The organism is Chryseobacterium sp. CBTAP 102, from assembly GCF_003201365.1.
Lineage (GTDB): Bacteria > Bacteroidota > Bacteroidia > Flavobacteriales > Weeksellaceae > Chryseobacterium > Chryseobacterium candidae.
This window is the reverse complement of the sequence record NZ_QICX01000013.1, coordinates 1-16180: the sequence shown is the minus strand read 5'-3', so window position 1 is coordinate 16180 and position 16180 is coordinate 1. Positions and strand designations below refer to the sequence as shown.

The following is a 16180-nucleotide window of genomic DNA, read 5'->3' as shown; positions in this document are numbered from 1 at the left end:
CTATTATATTTACGTCATACTTATGACGGAAAAATTACTTCAATATCTTTGGAACTATAAGATTTTCAAATATTTTGACTTCAAGGATATTGAAGGAAATTCCGTTGAGATTATCCATTTCGGAAAATGGAACAAAAATGCAGGCCCTGATTTTCTTGATGCTAAAATCAAAATCAATGGCTTACTTCTCGCAGGAAATATAGAACTGCATGTACGCTCTTCAGACTGGATTTTCCACAATCATTCCCAGGATCCCAATTACCAGAATATCATTCTCCATGTTGTACTCCAGCATGACACAGACATTAATGAACTTACCGGAAAGCAGGTTCCAACTCTAGAACTGCAAAATTATATCGATAAAAATATTCTTTGGAAATATGAAAAGCTTATAAATGGTGATGAATTTATTGCCTGTGAAAAAATTTTTGATCCGAAAAAAATCCCGTTGAATTTTTATGAAGAAAGTATCCTGAAAAAGCTGGATGAGAAATCTTCAGAACTTGAACAGAGTTTACATCTATATAAAAATAATTTTGAGGCTGTTTTATTTCACAGTTTTGCGTACTCATTTGGTTTAAAAGTAAATGCTTCTATTTTCAGGCAGATTGCAGAAAGTGTAGATTACAGTATTATCAATAAAATCCGTCAGAATCCTCTTCAGCTTGAAGCCCTGCTATTCGGAATTTCAGGATGGCTGGACGCTCCTAAAGACGGTCAGATGAAAATATGGAAAAGAGAATTCGATTTCGTTAAAGCCAAATTTTCCATTTCTGATGTAAAAATTCATCCTAAATTTTTAAGATTAAGACCTCCCAATTTCCCAACCATCCGATTGTCTCAATTAGCAGATCTTTACCAACATCAGAATTTGTTTTCAAAAATTATGGAAGCGAAAAGCGCAGAACAGCTGTACACAATTTTCAAATCTATAAAAGCCTCTGAATATTGGGATTTTCATTTTAATTTCGGAAGTATTTCCAAAGTACAGCCCAAAACATTGAGTAAAGATTTTGCAGATCTTCTCATTTTAAACACGGTAATCCCTTTACAATATGCTTATTACAGATATCATCAGGAAGAAATTGCAGACGACATTATTGAGCTTTACAAAACTGTTGCCGGAGAGAAAAACACCATTATTACAAGCTGGAAAAAACTTGGATTAAAGGTCAGCAATGCAATGGAAAGTCAAAGTCTAATTTATCATTATAAAACCTATTGCGAGCCGAAGAACTGCTTAGCGTGCGCTATCGGATTCAAACTTTTAAAAGGATAACCTTATCCGGGCACTTTTGTCAATCAAAAATCTTTGTCAAAAAAAATCCTTAACTTTGAGTATTAGATTCAAACTTTTAAATAACAATCTGAAAATGCTGAGTAATATCCGTCATAAAATGGAAAGAGAATGGTTTGGTGTTCTGACCAGAATGGGGGCTAAGCTGGGAATTCCTGTTTCTAAATTGAGAATTTTCTTCATCTATTCCACTTTTGCAACAGCTGGTTTTTTCTTTCTGATCTACCTGGGATTGGCATTCACCCTTTGGATTAAAGATATTTTCATCACCAGAAGACCTAGCGTCTTTGATTTATAAAATTATGGAATTTTTACCGATTATTTCCGCGGAAGATCCTGGAGTTCAGGAAATCTATAGTTCTTATAGTTCTACTTTTCCTGTAGACGAACAAAGAGATAAAGATCAGTTTGAAAGCTTATTTTCAAATCCTTATGTGGAATTCATGTCTGTTATCCATGAGTCGGAAGCTATCGGCTACCTCATCCTATGGAAGCTGAGTTCCTTTGTTTTTGTAGAACATTTTGAAGTGTTTGAAGCATTCAGAAGTAAAAAGCTGGGTTCTCATATTATGAATCATTTATCTGAAAGTTATCCAAGTATTATCCTGGAAATTGAACCTGCAGAATTGAGCGAAGATGCATCAAGACGGTATTCCTTTTATCAGAGAAATAATTTTAGCCTGATTGACACCACCCATGTACAACCTAGTTATGGTGAGGGAAAAAAATCTTTAAACTTATGGCTGCTTGCCAACTATACTCCTGAAAATATAGAGGAAGCTAAAAAAGAAATTCATGAAATTATTTATGCTTAAAATATAAAACGCCGGAAAGCTATTCCGGCGTTTTTCTTTTACTGATATTTATATTAATTTACTTCATACTCCAGTTTGATGGTAATACTGGCTTCTTTTTCTTTGGATGAAGTATTAAAAGTTCCGCCATAGGAATAATCTTCATTGGAGTTGGGTGCTGTAATCTGAATCACACCCATGGTTGCCTTTTTCAGATTTCCCAGACTGCTTCCTGAGTTTTCCGCAATTTTCTCAGCACGTTCCTTTGCATCCTTCGTGGCACTGGCGATCATTTCCTGTTTCACTGTAGCCAGTTTCGTGTAGAAATAGGCTGGTGAAGAAGAAGTGAATTCAATTCCGCGGTTGATAATTTCGGTAATATTTCTGGATAAGTTTTCAATTTTCCCTACCTCTTTACTTTCAATAGAAACTTTTTGGGTAAGATTGTAACCGGAAAATTCTCCCTGAACATAGTTTCCGTTTGAATCATTATAGCTTCTGAACTGTTTCTGAATATCTACCGAAGAAAACACGATCTCCTTCTGTTGTATTCCTTTTGAAAGCAGATAGTCATTGATTACTTTTCTATCCATTGCCAGTTCATCATAGGCCGATTTCAGGTCTACATTATTTTTGGAAAAACTTCCGGACCAGGTGATCAGATCGGATGTAAACTGTTTGGTTCCTAACCCTGTTACAGAAATGGTATTTTCGGATTTATTCCTGTTTTTAATAGCATTTCCTAAAAACCCGAGGCCAATGACAAAACCTAGTGCCGCAATCGCTACTGCAAAAATGTTTTTATTCATAAAATTTGTGAATTTGGATTGTTACCATAAGAGTGTATCAATTTTTATTCCAATATTTTAAGAATTTATTAACATTTAAATTACTTTTGATTTTGTTGTAATCGCTCTATAAAAAGAGGTGCTGTTTCTTCCAGCCTCAGCATGACTCCGGAAAGATTTCTTGCTTTTACGTAGGTTCTTACCTGAGGTTTTGCAAGAAATGAAAACTGAATAAATTCTGAAATTCTGTCACCGGGAATTCCGGCTTTGATAAAATATTCATCGTCTATTCTGTCCCGAACCCAGGCGATATGTTCCTGAAGATCATCATATCTGTATTGTCTTTTCTGCCGTCTGGCTTTCCCGCTAATCAGATCATATACGCCCTGAACATTGAGGTTTCCTAAAAGTATGGGTAAAAGAACACTTTTCACTTCTGCCGGCTTCTCTCTCATTTTTCCTACCGGCTGCGGAAGACCAACGGCATCTCTTACCTGCTCTCCTTTATCTACTTTGGCCACAATCCGGGAATCTGTTTCCAGATCTCCGGTGAGTTTTTTTACAATTTTTACTTCACCCACATCTCTGGGAATCTGGCGAAGTGTAATAAACAGAGGTAAGTTATTACCATTGATAAGAACTCTTCTGGAGACTCTGTTGAAATCTTCTTTTACAAATCTTAATTCATCGTTAGGATTGGCATCAATAGAAAATATGCCTTCAGAATCAGAATATACTTTCTTATCAGTAGACATATTAATCACGATCACTTTACTCAAATTTTCGCCATTGTCATCCACTATTCGCCCCGTTACTTTCTGTTGACCCATAACAAAAGTACTGCAGAGAAGCAGCAGGAAAAGAAAAATTTTTCTTTGCTTTAATGTTTCAATATTTTCAGTGATATAAGCCAACTTTTAATGTATATATTATTCTTGAGTTCCTTCCAGTTTATGTGTTTTACTGTATTCCCCGAAGGCAACTTTAAGTTCATATTCAACGACAGTGATACTAAAATCTTTTCGGTATCTTTTCGCCAATGAACGCGTTTTGTCGGCATACAGAAGAAATGCATCAATCTGTTCTTCATCCATTCCGTATTTTTTCAGGAAATTCAGATTCACTTCATTTCTGACTCTTTTGAGAAAATCCTGAGTTTCATTGTAATTCGCTTTGGTAACCTTGGGCTGTGCCAGTTTCTTTACGGCATTAAATACGCCAAACAAATTGACCTGCCCAGCATTGAAATCATGACCGGTAAATGTTTTAGATACGGTATTATCAGGTAAAGGCTGATTTAACGGGCTTCTCATATAGTCTTCCATATCTGATTTTAGAGCCTGAAGTTTTCCGGATTCATTATAGTGTTGATTATCTTTTGCCAGATCTCCGGTAGGCCTGTATTTAATTGTAACCTCTGGAATTTGAATTTCCATTTTCTTCAGCATAATATTGAACGGAGCATTGATCTCTTCTCTGGTCAATTTTTTATCAACACGGTAATATCCTTCTTTTACAAATCTGATCTCATCATTTTCTTTGGCTTCGATTTCAAATTTTCCGGACATATCACTTAGTACACTTCTATTTTCCGAAATATTAACAACAAGCACAGGTGCTAAATCCAGATCATCGCCTGTGATTACATTTCCTGATATTTTTTGTTGTCCCCAGAATTCTGAAGCAATACAAAAAAGCACCAAAAATAAAACTCTTTTGATACATCTTATTTCCATATTATCTTTGAGTTTGTGGAGCACGATAAGATGAAATTCTTGTCAGGACAAAACGCTGAAACCTGTTCAGATCCGCCTCACTGCAAAATCCGTATTTCAGGATTTTTTTCCTTTCGAAGCCACCTGCAAAAACATAATATATAAAATGGTCTATCAGAGGTTTCTCTATTTTAAGATTTGTAAAATAATCATCACCAAGGCTAGCTCTGATATATTTCATTAAATCTACATCATCCCATTTATTTCTAACTTTTCCTATAAAAAAACCCTCCCCTTTCGGCTGTACAAATTCTCCGGGTTTTGCTGCCAATATTCTGGGATCTGATTTTTGAGCAATATACTGATCCATTTCTTTGATCAGTTTTTCAACCTTTTTCGGTTTATTGTAAAGTTTAGAATCTATTTTAAGGTTTCCGGTAAGCCCTTGTTTTACTTCTACTTCAGGAATCTGAATAGTCTGGCGTACAAGACTTATATTCATGGGAGATTGTGTATTTTCCTGAGAAACTATTTTTGTAAGACGCTCATAACCCGCTTTTATAAAACGTAATTCATCTCCCTGCCTTCCGGAAATCATAAAATGGCCATCCCGGTTTGATACTACTATCTCATCGGTTCTTATATTTACTACATTCACATCCTGCATTTCAGTACCGCTTTCGGAAATGATCTTACCAAATATATAATTTTGGGCATGGATGTGGATAAAAAGAATAAAGGATAAGAAAAAGAATAGTTTAAGTTTCACAGGCTATTTTTTATAAAGCAAAGCTAAAATTATTTTTAATGTATTCCATAAGTTTAACCACAGTTAACGTGTTTTAATATTTCTTTTTAATTTTTACCATTTAAACTGTTAAATCGACTGATTAAATTGTTAAAATTTCTTTTAAATTTTAGCTAACTTGCAGTCTCAATTCTCTTTCAACAATGCAAAATTCTTACACAGTCATCAATGCTTCTGCCGGATCCGGGAAAACCTATGCCCTGGTACAAAGGCTTCTGATGATTTGTCTCCGCTATCCTAATCAACAGCAGTCGATCAGGAATATTCTGGCGCTTACTTTCACCAATAAGGCAGCGAATGAGATGAAGGAAAGAATTTTATCATGGCTGGGAAATTTTTCAGCTAAAGATTATGCTGAGAATACAGATCTGAAAAATATCCAGAAAGCATTTGAAGAACAGGGGGTGAAAATTACAATCGACGATCTTCACCAACGTTCTAAAAAACTACTGGACTATGTTCTCCACAATTATTCCACACTGAATATCGGAACGATTGACCGTTTTAACTCAAGACTGGTAAGAAGCTTTTCCTATGAATTGGGACTGGCGAAAAATTTTAATCTTGAAATTGAAGCTGAGCCGTTTCTGATAGAAGCCGTTGATAAAATGCTGGATCAGATTGGTGAAAATGAAACGATCTCGAATTCTTTCATGGATTATGTAGACTACAGTCTTGAAAACAATGAAAGAATCAATCTTAATAAAAATCTTTATGATTCTGCGAAGGAATTTGTAAAGGATATTCATTATGAACATCTGAAAAGCAATAAAAGTTTTGACGATGCCAATTATGAGAATATAAAGAATACACTTCGTAAAGAGATTGTTCTTAATAAAAAGCAATCTGCAGAGCTGGCCGCAAGTTCTATTGAATTATTCAAATCAAGAAATATTGATATTGAAGATTTTGCTCAGGGTAAAAACGGAATCGGGGGCTTCTTTATTAAGGTTATAGATTTTTATCAACAGAAAAGAGCAGGTTTTCCTTTTCCGACGACTCAGGAAGAATCTGTTATCAATAATTACAGGAAGGGAGCTTCTTCAAAGTCGAAACATAAAGAATCTGAGATTTTTGAAATTCTGGATCAGCTTCTGGACAACCGTATGAAACTTATCATTCTGTATATTGAAACCCAAAAGAAAGAGAAAGTTTTGTCTGCTCTTCTTCCTTTAAAGGTAAACAAAGATATTCAGGATGAGCTTCAAAAAATTGAAGAAGAGAACGATCTTGTTCTTCTTTCCAAGTTTAATATTCTGATCAATGAAAATCTTAAAAATGAACCTTCGGCTTTTATTTATGAAAAGGTGGGTGCACAGTTTCAGCATTATTTCTTTGATGAGTTTCAGGACACTTCAGAACTGCAGTGGCAGAATTTTGTACCGCTGAGAGATCACAGTGTTTCTACAGAGAATACTTCATTTACATTGGTAGGCGATCCCAAGCAGAGTATTTACAGATTCCGTGGCGGCGAAAGTAAACTGATGCTGGATATTATCAACAAAAAAGAATTTTCACCCAAGGAAGCTGATCTTCTGGTGTTAAAAGATAACTGGAGAAGTGCCAGAAACATTGTACAGTTCAACAATGAGCTGTACCGTTTTCATTCTGAAGGGCTACTTGAAGAGCATCAGAATATTTTCGGGGCAGATGCTGAGCAAAATCCAAAATCCAAAATGGATGGACGTGTAAAGGTAAATCTGATCGAAAATCTCACGAATGAAGAATTTTATACCGATACTTCTGAAAGAATGCAGAAAGATATTCAGGAATGCCTGAATAATGGTTTCAAGTTTTCTGACATAACGATTCTTTGCCGTGGCAATTTTGATATTTTCAGTTATTCTCAAAAACTGGGAAGCTTAAAAGTTAAGTATAAAGGAGAAGAAACCAATATTAAAACGATCTCTGATAAAGGGCTTACGCTGGAACTTTCCAATACGTTAAAGGCTGTTATTGAATTTCTTCGCTGGGAACTCAATCCAAAGAATAAACATTGTCTGATCATGATGATGTATCATCTGAATACATTGGGAAAAATTCATATGCCGGATTTTACTTTAGGAATGAAAGAAATTCTGGATATTGAAGGCCACGAAGAAATAGTAGAGTTTATTCAGCAAAAATATTCACTGCAGCTTAAACAGAACAACTTCCCGAGATTCAATCTTTATAATTTTATAGAATATTACATCAACGAATTCTCTGTTGAAAATAAAGAAACAGACTTTTTACTGAACTTCCTGGAAATGCTTTTCAACTTTACACAGAATGCGGGTGCCAGTACTAAAGAGTTTCTGAAATATTGGGACGAAGAGGCTTCTTCTTATACCATTCAGGCTTCGGAAAATATTGATGCAGTCCAGATCATGACCATCCACAAGTCTAAAGGATTGGAATTCCCGATTGTTTTTATTCCTATGATGAACAAAAACCGGGACAGTGAATTTACCAGCTGGTTTGATACCAACGAAAATGAAGCATTAAAATCGGTCAACATCAATCAATTCAGTAAAAACCTGGAAGCTTATGATGATGAAATTCTGTTTTTCAATACTAAAAATTCTTATAAAAACCTGATTGACAGATTATGTCTTCAGTATGTTGCGACGACAAGACCTGTTGAACAATTGTTTTTTTATCTTCAAAAAGCCAATAAGACTTCTAATAATCTGGAGCTTTTGGAATTCCTTCAAACAAAAAATCCCGAACAGGCTGATGAGTTTGATGTGTATGAAGTACATCCTGAGATGCTGAAGAAATATTCAAAAGAGAAAAGTTCCTCTTTTAAAACCCAGAATATTGAGAATCTTAAGAATATTAATGAAAAAAGTACATCTATCAAGATTGCAACACCTTCAAAAAACTATCAGGTACGAAATGAAAAGGTAAGAATCGGACTTTTTGTTCATGAACTTTTATCGAAGATCAATACCGAAAGAGATATCGTGAAAGTATTGGATGGTTATGCTTTGGAAGGGCAGATTACACTGGAGGAGAAAAATGAGATACAGGTTACGCTGCAGGAAATTGTCAGAACTTATGCAGAATTCTTTGATGAAAAATGGGAAGTAATCAATGAAAAAGACATTATGATCTCTGAAAAAGGAGAAAGCCATATATTCAGACCTGACCGTATTTTAAAGGGTGAAGAAGGGTATATCATTGTTGATTTCAAAACTGGTGAACAAAAAGCCAAGGATGAGGCACAGGTAGAAGGTTATAAAAATATTCTTGAACATCTGGGCAAAAAAGTACTCAAAACCCAGATTATCTATCTATAATTTAAACATTTCCAAAAGGTTACCATCATAATTCTTGTAAAAAAGCTTTCAAAATAAAAAAGGTTTTATTATTTTTATTCAGTACGAATAAAATTATAGTTTTTGATTATATTTTGATTTCAACTAACCAACCATGAGAATATATTTAACCTCCCTTTTACTAAGTCTGATCATAATGTTGTCTTCTACAGTGGTCAATTACAATATTATTGATTGTCTGGATCCGCCTGTTCCATCAGATGGTCATCATTATATGCCTAATGAAAACATTGCAAACTCATTGTTTTTAAGTTTTGTATTGGGAGCAGTAGTTTTTATTTCTGCTGTGAGAATCCAAAGGCAGCCGTATAGGAAATAGCTATGTTATCATGACAAAAAAACCGCTATTCCTGAGGATAACGGTTTTATATTGTGTAGATTTTTTCAATCTTAAGCGGTTGTACCAGGAGTAAATACTCTCTGAGACAATTCCTGATCAAAAAGGTACAATGCCGACGGGTTATCACATACCATTTTGATTTTTGTTACGTATTGAGAAGCACTTGCTTCTTCTTCTACCTGTTCGTTGATAAACCATTGCAGGAATGATGTAGTTGCAAAATCTCCTTCTTCGTTTGCATTTTTTACAATATTGAAGATACTTTTAGTTACAATTTTCTCATGTGCCAATGCTTTCTCAAAAATATCTGTTGCATTTTCGAACTCGTGTGGAGGCTTTGGAATTTCTCCAATGATAATTTCTCCTCCCACATCATTCAAATAATCAAACATTTTATCTGCATGCATCAATTCCTCTTTGCTCTGTACTCTGAAATAGTTGGCAATTCCATCCAGGTCTTTTCCAGAAAACCATGCAGACATTGAAAGATAATATTGAGCGGCGTATTGTTCGTGGGCGATTTGTTCGTTAATTAATTTTGCAATTTTTTCGCTAACCATAAGTATTAAATTTATAGTCAAAAATAGGGAATAAAAGCCCGAAATCAAAAGTTTTAAAGAAAATTAATAGAAAAAGGATGGAAAACCATCCATCCTTAACACATTAAAAAACTAAAATTACAAACTGTTATTTTACTTCAGCAGTTCCCGTATTCATAGGCTTTTTCATCATTTTTCTTTCTTTCATAGCCATTTTCATTTTCTCTGCTTTAGCTTTTCTATCAGCCTGCCATTTATCATATTGATCAGGAGTAAGGACTTTTTTCATATCAGCATCCATTTGTGCTCTTTTGGCGTGCATTTCCTGCATTTTAGCCTGTCTGTCTGCCTTATGCTTGTCAAACTCTGCCATCATTTCAGCTTTTCTTTTGTCCTGAAGAGCCTTTATCTGAGCTACCTGAGAAGGGTTAAGATTAAGGTCTTTTTGCATCTGATCCAAACGTTCCTGTTGTTTCTGTTCCATTTTTTGCTTCATTTCAACAGCTCTTGCCTGTCTGTCTTGTGGAGTTGTAGTCTGTTGTGCCATTGCAAAACCTCCCATTCCGATAAATGCTATTGCTAAAACTAATTTTTTCATCTTTTTAAAATTTAATTAATTGTTATTTTGTTATTATACCTTTTTGATTATGAATAAAATCATAAGTTAAATTGCTATATTCATAAATAATGTTAAATTTTAACAAAAACAAAACAATAAAACAACAAAAAAAGGACAGATTATAAAAACCTGCCCTTCACACCACTTAAATATAATATATGAAAATTAATTCCTTACTAAACTGCCTCTAAAACCTCCACCGCTATTACCACGGTTTTCTTGTCTTGGTGCAGCATTTTCAGACTTCTGTCTGAAACCTCCATTATTTCCTCTGAATCCGCCATTATCTTCTCGTTTGGGAGCTTCTCTTCTTACATCACTATTTCCTCTAAAGCCACCTCCATTATTATTTCTGAAGCCTCCGTTATCTGTATTTCCTCTAAAGCCACCGTTATTATCATTTCTGAAACCGGAGTTATTGTTATTTCCGTTATTTCCGCGGAACCCTCCCGAATTCCCGTTGCTTCCCGTGTTTTTGAAACCATTATCCGGTCTGCTGTCTCTTCTGATAATATCAAATGTAGGATTATTCATTCTGCGGAATCTTGATCTGTCTACCCTGTAAATATTGATATTGATATTTCTATATCTAGGCATTACCGTATATCTAGGCACATAATAGGTTCTTCTGTAATTCTGGAAATAGACTATTGGGCTGGAGCCTCTGTAATAATTATTCTGGAAAACCACAAATACTCGTGGTCCTAAGATTCTTTCCAGTGCATAAAATCTGTCATAATACCATCTGTCCGGATTATATCTGTAGAAATTATTCCATGCTGTAAAGCTTGCATACAGGTTATTCAATCTCATAATCTGATCTACCTGCCATCTGCTTAATCTGTTTTGTATGAAAAACCCGTTCCAGTCGATATTAATAATACTTCCTCTGTAGTCATTATAATAGCTTTGGTAATAATTACTTGGATAATAGTCCTGCGGATAATTGTAATAATAATCGTCAGGGAAATAATTTCTATCATCTTCGTCACTATAATAGCCTCCTTCATTCTGATAATAACCGTCATCATCCCAACCATTATTCGGATACTGCTGAGCCGAGGTCAAAACGCCTAACCCAAAAGCTAATCCCAAAAATATTTTTTTCATCTCTATAGTCGTTAATTGGTTAATATATAGCCGAATATCTTAATTCTATCCTTTTGATACAAATAAAAAAAAGAAGTTAAATCATAAGATTAAACTTCTTTTAAAATATCCTTAACCAACTGATAGTCAATTGTTAATTTTATACTCTTCCACTATCTTTTATCCAATGGGCAATTTTTTGGTTGAAAGATTTTCTTTCTTTCAGATCTTCAAGCTTTATATGCATTCTGTAACGCCAATAATGTGGAAAAACTGCGGGGTTGTTGATTCTTTCATTATCGATTTTCTTATTGGTAAGCTCTTCATCTGTCGCCAGAAACTCCTGAATCGGGAAAATAGCAAGCATCGCCTCATTATACAGATGCTGTTTCATGATAATCTCTGCAAGATGAGGATTAAGATCTTCCGGAGCTTTTCCGTATTGTATCAACTGTTGATTGTAATATTTCTGTGTCAATACAGGATCTTCTTTCCACCATTGTCTTAATGTTGAACTGTCGTGGGAAGAAGCTGTCACGACATTCATATAGCTTGCATTCTTAGGATTATAGAACGGAATATTTTCAGAAGGCATTCTCTGTACTTTAAGTGCAATAATAGCCAATTCATTCATCACAACGGGCACACACGCAGGAACCATTCCCAGATCTTCACCACAAATCAGCATTTTGGTAGCATTCAGGATAACCGGAAGTTTCTCCATGGCTTTTTCCAACCATAAATGATCCTGTCTTCTGAAGAAGTAGTCATGATAGAGGTCATAAATACTCTTCTGTTCCGATTCCGGAAGGTATTGATAAGATTCTGTATTGTATACATTAAATCTTGGATGGTAAACCGTTTTCCCATTTCTTTCTTCTGTTAAAAACAAAACGTTGGCACAAAGGGAAACCAATTTATGTTCAAGAGAGCCATATGATTTTTTCTTAAAGAAGTTAACGAGTTTTCTCTGGGTATCAAATTCTTCTTTGAAAGTATACGTACCATCTTCATTACGGTTCATCAACTCAAGAGCTTTTCCGCTTTCTTCTCCGAAATAATCCCATAAGATCTTATTATTGATAAAAGGCTTACAATACCTGTCAACATTGAACGGAATCTGCCACGCTTTAAATTCCTCCTCAACAATAGGAACAGCCGGATAAAAGTATCCTAAAATTCCCTGTACGGCAGAAACCGGCATTCTCCATATTCTGAAGAAACCTAAAATATGATCAATTCTCATGGCATCAAAATACTGTTCCAATGCTTTGAACCTGTTTTTCCACCATTTGTAATCGTCTGCTTTCATAGCTTCCCAATTATAAGTTGGGAACTCCCAGTTTTGCCCAAGTTCTGTAAACTGGTCAGGCGGTGCACCAGCCTGGAAATCCATACCGAATAATTCAGGTTCTGTCCAGGCTTCTACAGAATATCTGTAAATTCCAATAGGAAGATCTCCCTTCAACGAAACTCCCAGGTTATGGGTATAATCAACAGCATCTTTAAGCTGTACATGCAATTGGTATTGTACCCAGGCATGGAGCATTGAGGTATCATAATCTTTATTTTTCGTTGTAAAAAACTGTGAGATCTTTCCGGCAATATATTTCTTATGGGTCTTCCAGTCGTTGAAGTTAGGTGTTTTGTATTTATCTCTCAAAACACAGAAGGCGGAATAAGGAACAAGCCAGTATTCATTATCCTTGATGAATTTTCTAAAATTTCGGTCTTTATAAATTTTATCTTTCTCCTTGTTGAAAACAGCTGTCAAATATTTCCACTTGCCTTCAATCATACTTTCATAATCGATGAGATCCAAAGAATTTAATTTCTCTTTTTCAGACAGATACTCATCAACTAATTCCTTCGGTAAAGAGTAGTCAAGGTTTTCTAAAGAAATATATTGTGGATGTAAAGCATAAACAGACACTGCGGCATATGGGTAAGAATCCGTCCATGAGTAATTAGCGGTTGTATCATTGATCGGGAGAATCTGAATAATTCCCAAATTGGTTTCTTTTGTCCAATCTGCCAGTTTTTTAATATCTGTAAATTCTCCCACTCCAAATCCGTTTTCGCTTCTCAAAGAGAATACAGGAATTGCCACACCGGCATCATGATACATCTGATAACCTTTAAATCTGAAATAATGATTGGAAACCACCTGCAAAACGTCAGATAATTGATTAGCTACCGTAAATCTGTTTTCCCCGGTTTCTACATCTATTACTCTATTTTCTTTCGTATCGTAAATACAATATTTAAATTGGATAAATTCATTCTCCGGGATTTCAACAGAAGCTTCCCACATTCCAAAATCCGTCTGATTCAGATGAACAACTTTGTCATAGTTCCAGTTTCCTAAGGATGCTGTATTTCCAAAGAGAACAATCCTCCAATCCGGATTATAAATTGGAGCTTCAATTCTGAAAAGGTGGGTATGTTTTTTTAAAACCGTAACTTTTTCAGGAATAAAATCGTGTAGCTTATTGTAAAGGATTTTGTTATTTAAATAATTTTCAGGAAAGTTTTTGTTATTCCATTCATCAAAAATGATAAACTCCTTGTAATTATGTGGAAAACTCAAATGATGACCTACAAATTCTTCTCTTACTACATTTCCTTTTTCATTCACTACGCGATAATGATAGGAAATAAATTTTGAAAAATAATCTACCTCGCATTTCCATAACCCATTATCCGCATAAAACATAGTATGGACATGTAAGGTATTCTCCTCTTCACCAAATACCAGTTGTAAATTTTCTCCAGCATTTACAATATATCCTACATTAAAGTATAGTTTCATCTATATTTTTTTTATAAAAGTACATTATAATATCGAAAAATAAAACTTATTGAATATCAAATAATCATTAAAAGACCTTTTCAAAATGTTTGAAAAGGTCTTTATATCTTGAATTATAATTTTAATTATTTTGTTATAAGAATCTTCTTATTGAATATTGCTTTTCCTGATTCATCAGCAATATTTACAATATACGCTCCGGTTACCAATCCTTTAAGGTATACTTTTTCATCCGATGAGCCATCTTTCACAGATAAATTCTGAGTCATTACATTTTGACCTGCCATATCAAATATATTCAATTTAATGATGCCTTTTATATTCTTATTAACATGAACGTTGATATAGTGTTCATCAACTCTTGTTGGATAGATATCAAGATTAGAAGCAAGAGTATTTAGTGCTGAGGATTTATCATTAGCAAAATATTTACTTGCCAAATCGTAAATATGAAGTCCCTGTTCTCCCGGAAGCAGTTTAGCCTGCAAAGTTGTCAGATCTACCTCATATAAAGCACCTCCTTTAGCACTTGCTATTATCACTTTTCCCTGGGCATTTACTGCTGAACCATTTACTGAATAGTTATCAGGAATACCTGTAATTTTACCTATAAATTTAGCATTCAAATCCTTTGTCGCAATTTTAAAAACATTCCCTGAAGCAGCAAATACATAGAAATTATTATCTGTATCAGCAATCATATCACCACCAAAACCAGTCTCCATAGCTGTAAAAGAATTTCTTCCGTTAGAAGGATCATCTTTAATAATTCCAAGATCATTTACGGTGTATTGCCCGGCTTTTTTGCTGATTTCCAAAAACTGTGTTCCTGCATTATTTACAGCATAAATATTACCGTTATATCCGGTTGTCATTCTGGTAATATGAGAATTAATATCACAGCTTGAAATTTTTGCCACATTATTCTCAACCAATCTAATCTCCTTAGTCTGAGGATTTAAAATATAAACATTTGATGAAAACATAGGCATGTACACCAGATTATTATTCGAAGAGTCGTAAGCAAGTGCCGCCATAGTGATTGATTGAGAGTTATCATAAGAACTTCTATCTTCAGCTACAATACCTTTTCTAGCCTGTGAAAACACCTTAACTGATGAATCAGCTGTGAAAATTTTCTCCCCGGAAATTCCGTTAGCAGCATCAATTGTTCGGAAATCATTAAAAGTAATACTTTGAGTATCTTTTCCTGTAATCGCAAAGAAATCCTGTTGTGCATGTGCATCCACACCTAATAACAGCAAAAATAAAGGGAATAAATGTTTTTTCATACTATTTAATTTATATTCATAATGTATTTGATCTTACTAAATTACACAATTTTGAATTACCAAAAAATAAAAAATCTCTGGTAATTGAATAAAACAGATCATAAATTAAAAGATATGGTCATAAAGACCTTTAGCTACTCATCTATTTGTGTTGATTTGCATCTACAGACATCTAAAAATTTCAAGAGCTGTTTCCCGCTATCCATTCCTACTCCTCAGGCTGTCACCCTGAGCGAAGTCGAAGGGTCTCCCACGCTCCAACCCACCAACTTCTCCAACACAAGCTGTGGGGTAACCATTTCTATCGGGGCTAGGATGATGAGTGAACCATCAATGATAAGTTATTAATGATGTGACAAGGTCAGGGTACGGGTTCCGTGGTTATCTTTTCCAATGGCGTTATTGGTTGCAATGGCGTCTTTCTTTTTATTTGGACTGCTTCTTTCCTACTGTGTCATTCCGCAGGAATCCAGCCAACTTTATTAGAGTCTTAAGAGTTAAAAGGTTAAAAAAGCAAAAGTAATACTTGAGTTATGTGCTAATACTTTGTTGAGACTCCTATGGAGTGACAACTGGAGTGTATACTGTCCATCATAAGGACGAGTGATTAATGATAGTTGATTAATGATAGTTGATCAATGATAGTTGATTGATGTATCGTTTATCAATTATTACTCATTATGTATGAGTTTAGGGTTCCCTGCTTGGGTATAAAGCAAAAAAAATCCTTTATCAATAAGATAAAGGATTTTAAAAATAAAATA

At 34.6% G+C, this 16180-nt stretch carries 14 protein-coding genes; 5 read left to right on the top strand and 9 right to left on the bottom strand.

Annotated elements, in window-relative coordinates:
* Nucleotides 1-22: 22 nt before the first annotated feature.
* The 3 genes from C8D70_RS16435 to C8D70_RS16425 all read left to right on the top strand — a co-directional run bounded on the left by C8D70_RS16435 (nucleotide 23) and on the right by C8D70_RS16425 (nucleotide 2112).
* Complete coding sequence (locus C8D70_RS16435; RefSeq protein ID WP_110368035.1) at nucleotides 23-1279, top strand: DUF2851 family protein; 1257 nt, start codon at nucleotides 23-25, stop codon at nucleotides 1277-1279.
* Nucleotides 1280-1373: 94 nt separating this feature from the next.
* Nucleotides 1374-1595, top strand: coding sequence for a PspC family transcriptional regulator (locus C8D70_RS16430; protein ID WP_027373948.1), 222 nt, complete (start codon nucleotides 1374-1376; stop codon nucleotides 1593-1595).
* A gap of 4 nt (nucleotides 1596-1599) precedes the next feature.
* Nucleotides 1600-2112, top strand: coding sequence for a GNAT family N-acetyltransferase (locus C8D70_RS16425; RefSeq protein WP_110368090.1), 513 nt, complete (start codon nucleotides 1600-1602; stop codon nucleotides 2110-2112).
* A gap of 53 nt (nucleotides 2113-2165) precedes the next feature.
* On the opposite strand, the gene C8D70_RS16420 is transcribed toward C8D70_RS16425, so the two are convergent.
* The 4 genes from C8D70_RS16420 to C8D70_RS16405 all read right to left on the bottom strand — a co-directional run bounded on the left by C8D70_RS16420 (nucleotide 2166) and on the right by C8D70_RS16405 (nucleotide 5363).
* Nucleotides 2166-2900 (bottom strand): SIMPL domain-containing protein, encoded by a 735-nt coding sequence (locus tag C8D70_RS16420; protein WP_076596918.1) that lies wholly within the window; start codon nucleotides 2898-2900, stop codon nucleotides 2166-2168.
* An 80-nt stretch (nucleotides 2901-2980) separates the two neighbouring features.
* Nucleotides 2981-3709 carry a carboxypeptidase-like regulatory domain-containing protein gene (locus C8D70_RS16415; protein ID WP_228408051.1) on the bottom strand — a complete coding sequence of 243 codons (729 nt, stop codon included), beginning with the start codon at nucleotides 3707-3709 and terminating at the stop codon, nucleotides 2981-2983.
* Between the two features lie 99 nt (nucleotides 3710-3808).
* Complete coding sequence (locus tag C8D70_RS16410) at nucleotides 3809-4615, bottom strand: hypothetical protein (RefSeq protein ID WP_110368034.1); 807 nt, start codon at nucleotides 4613-4615, stop codon at nucleotides 3809-3811.
* Between the two features lies 1 nt (nucleotide 4616).
* Nucleotides 4617-5363 carry a hypothetical protein gene (locus C8D70_RS16405; protein WP_110368033.1) on the bottom strand — a complete coding sequence of 249 codons (747 nt, stop codon included), beginning with the start codon at nucleotides 5361-5363 and terminating at the stop codon, nucleotides 4617-4619.
* Between the two features lie 182 nt (nucleotides 5364-5545).
* On the opposite strand from C8D70_RS16405, the gene C8D70_RS16400 reads away from it, so the two are divergent.
* Together C8D70_RS16400 and C8D70_RS16395 are read left to right on the top strand one after the other, a co-directional pair.
* A complete protein-coding gene (locus C8D70_RS16400; protein WP_110368032.1) occupies nucleotides 5546-8686 on the top strand; it encodes a UvrD-helicase domain-containing protein in 3141 nt (1046 codons plus the stop codon).
* Between the two features lie 133 nt (nucleotides 8687-8819).
* Nucleotides 8820-9044 carry a hypothetical protein gene (locus tag C8D70_RS16395; protein ID WP_146212896.1) on the top strand — a complete coding sequence of 75 codons (225 nt, stop codon included), beginning with the start codon at nucleotides 8820-8822 and terminating at the stop codon, nucleotides 9042-9044.
* Between the two features lie 71 nt (nucleotides 9045-9115).
* Here C8D70_RS16395 and C8D70_RS16390 read toward each other — a convergent pair whose 3' ends face one another.
* The 5 genes from C8D70_RS16390 to C8D70_RS16370 form a co-directional block, all read right to left on the bottom strand.
* Entirely contained in the window at nucleotides 9116-9625 is a 510-nt protein-coding gene (locus tag C8D70_RS16390; protein WP_110368030.1) for a ferritin, read from the bottom strand.
* Between the two features lie 127 nt (nucleotides 9626-9752).
* Nucleotides 9753-10202 (bottom strand): hypothetical protein, encoded by a 450-nt coding sequence (locus tag C8D70_RS16385; protein WP_076596924.1) that lies wholly within the window; start codon nucleotides 10200-10202, stop codon nucleotides 9753-9755.
* 186 nt (nucleotides 10203-10388) lie between these two features.
* A complete protein-coding gene (locus C8D70_RS16380) occupies nucleotides 10389-11333 on the bottom strand; it encodes a hypothetical protein (protein ID WP_110368029.1) in 945 nt (314 codons plus the stop codon).
* A 139-nt stretch (nucleotides 11334-11472) separates the two neighbouring features.
* Nucleotides 11473-14124 (bottom strand): 4-alpha-glucanotransferase, encoded by a 2652-nt coding sequence (locus C8D70_RS16375; protein WP_110368028.1) that lies wholly within the window; start codon nucleotides 14122-14124, stop codon nucleotides 11473-11475.
* Nucleotides 14125-14249: 125 nt separating this feature from the next.
* Nucleotides 14250-15416, bottom strand: coding sequence for a T9SS type A sorting domain-containing protein (locus tag C8D70_RS16370; protein ID WP_110368027.1), 1167 nt, complete (start codon nucleotides 15414-15416; stop codon nucleotides 14250-14252).
* Between the last annotated feature and the right edge of the window lie 764 nt (nucleotides 15417-16180).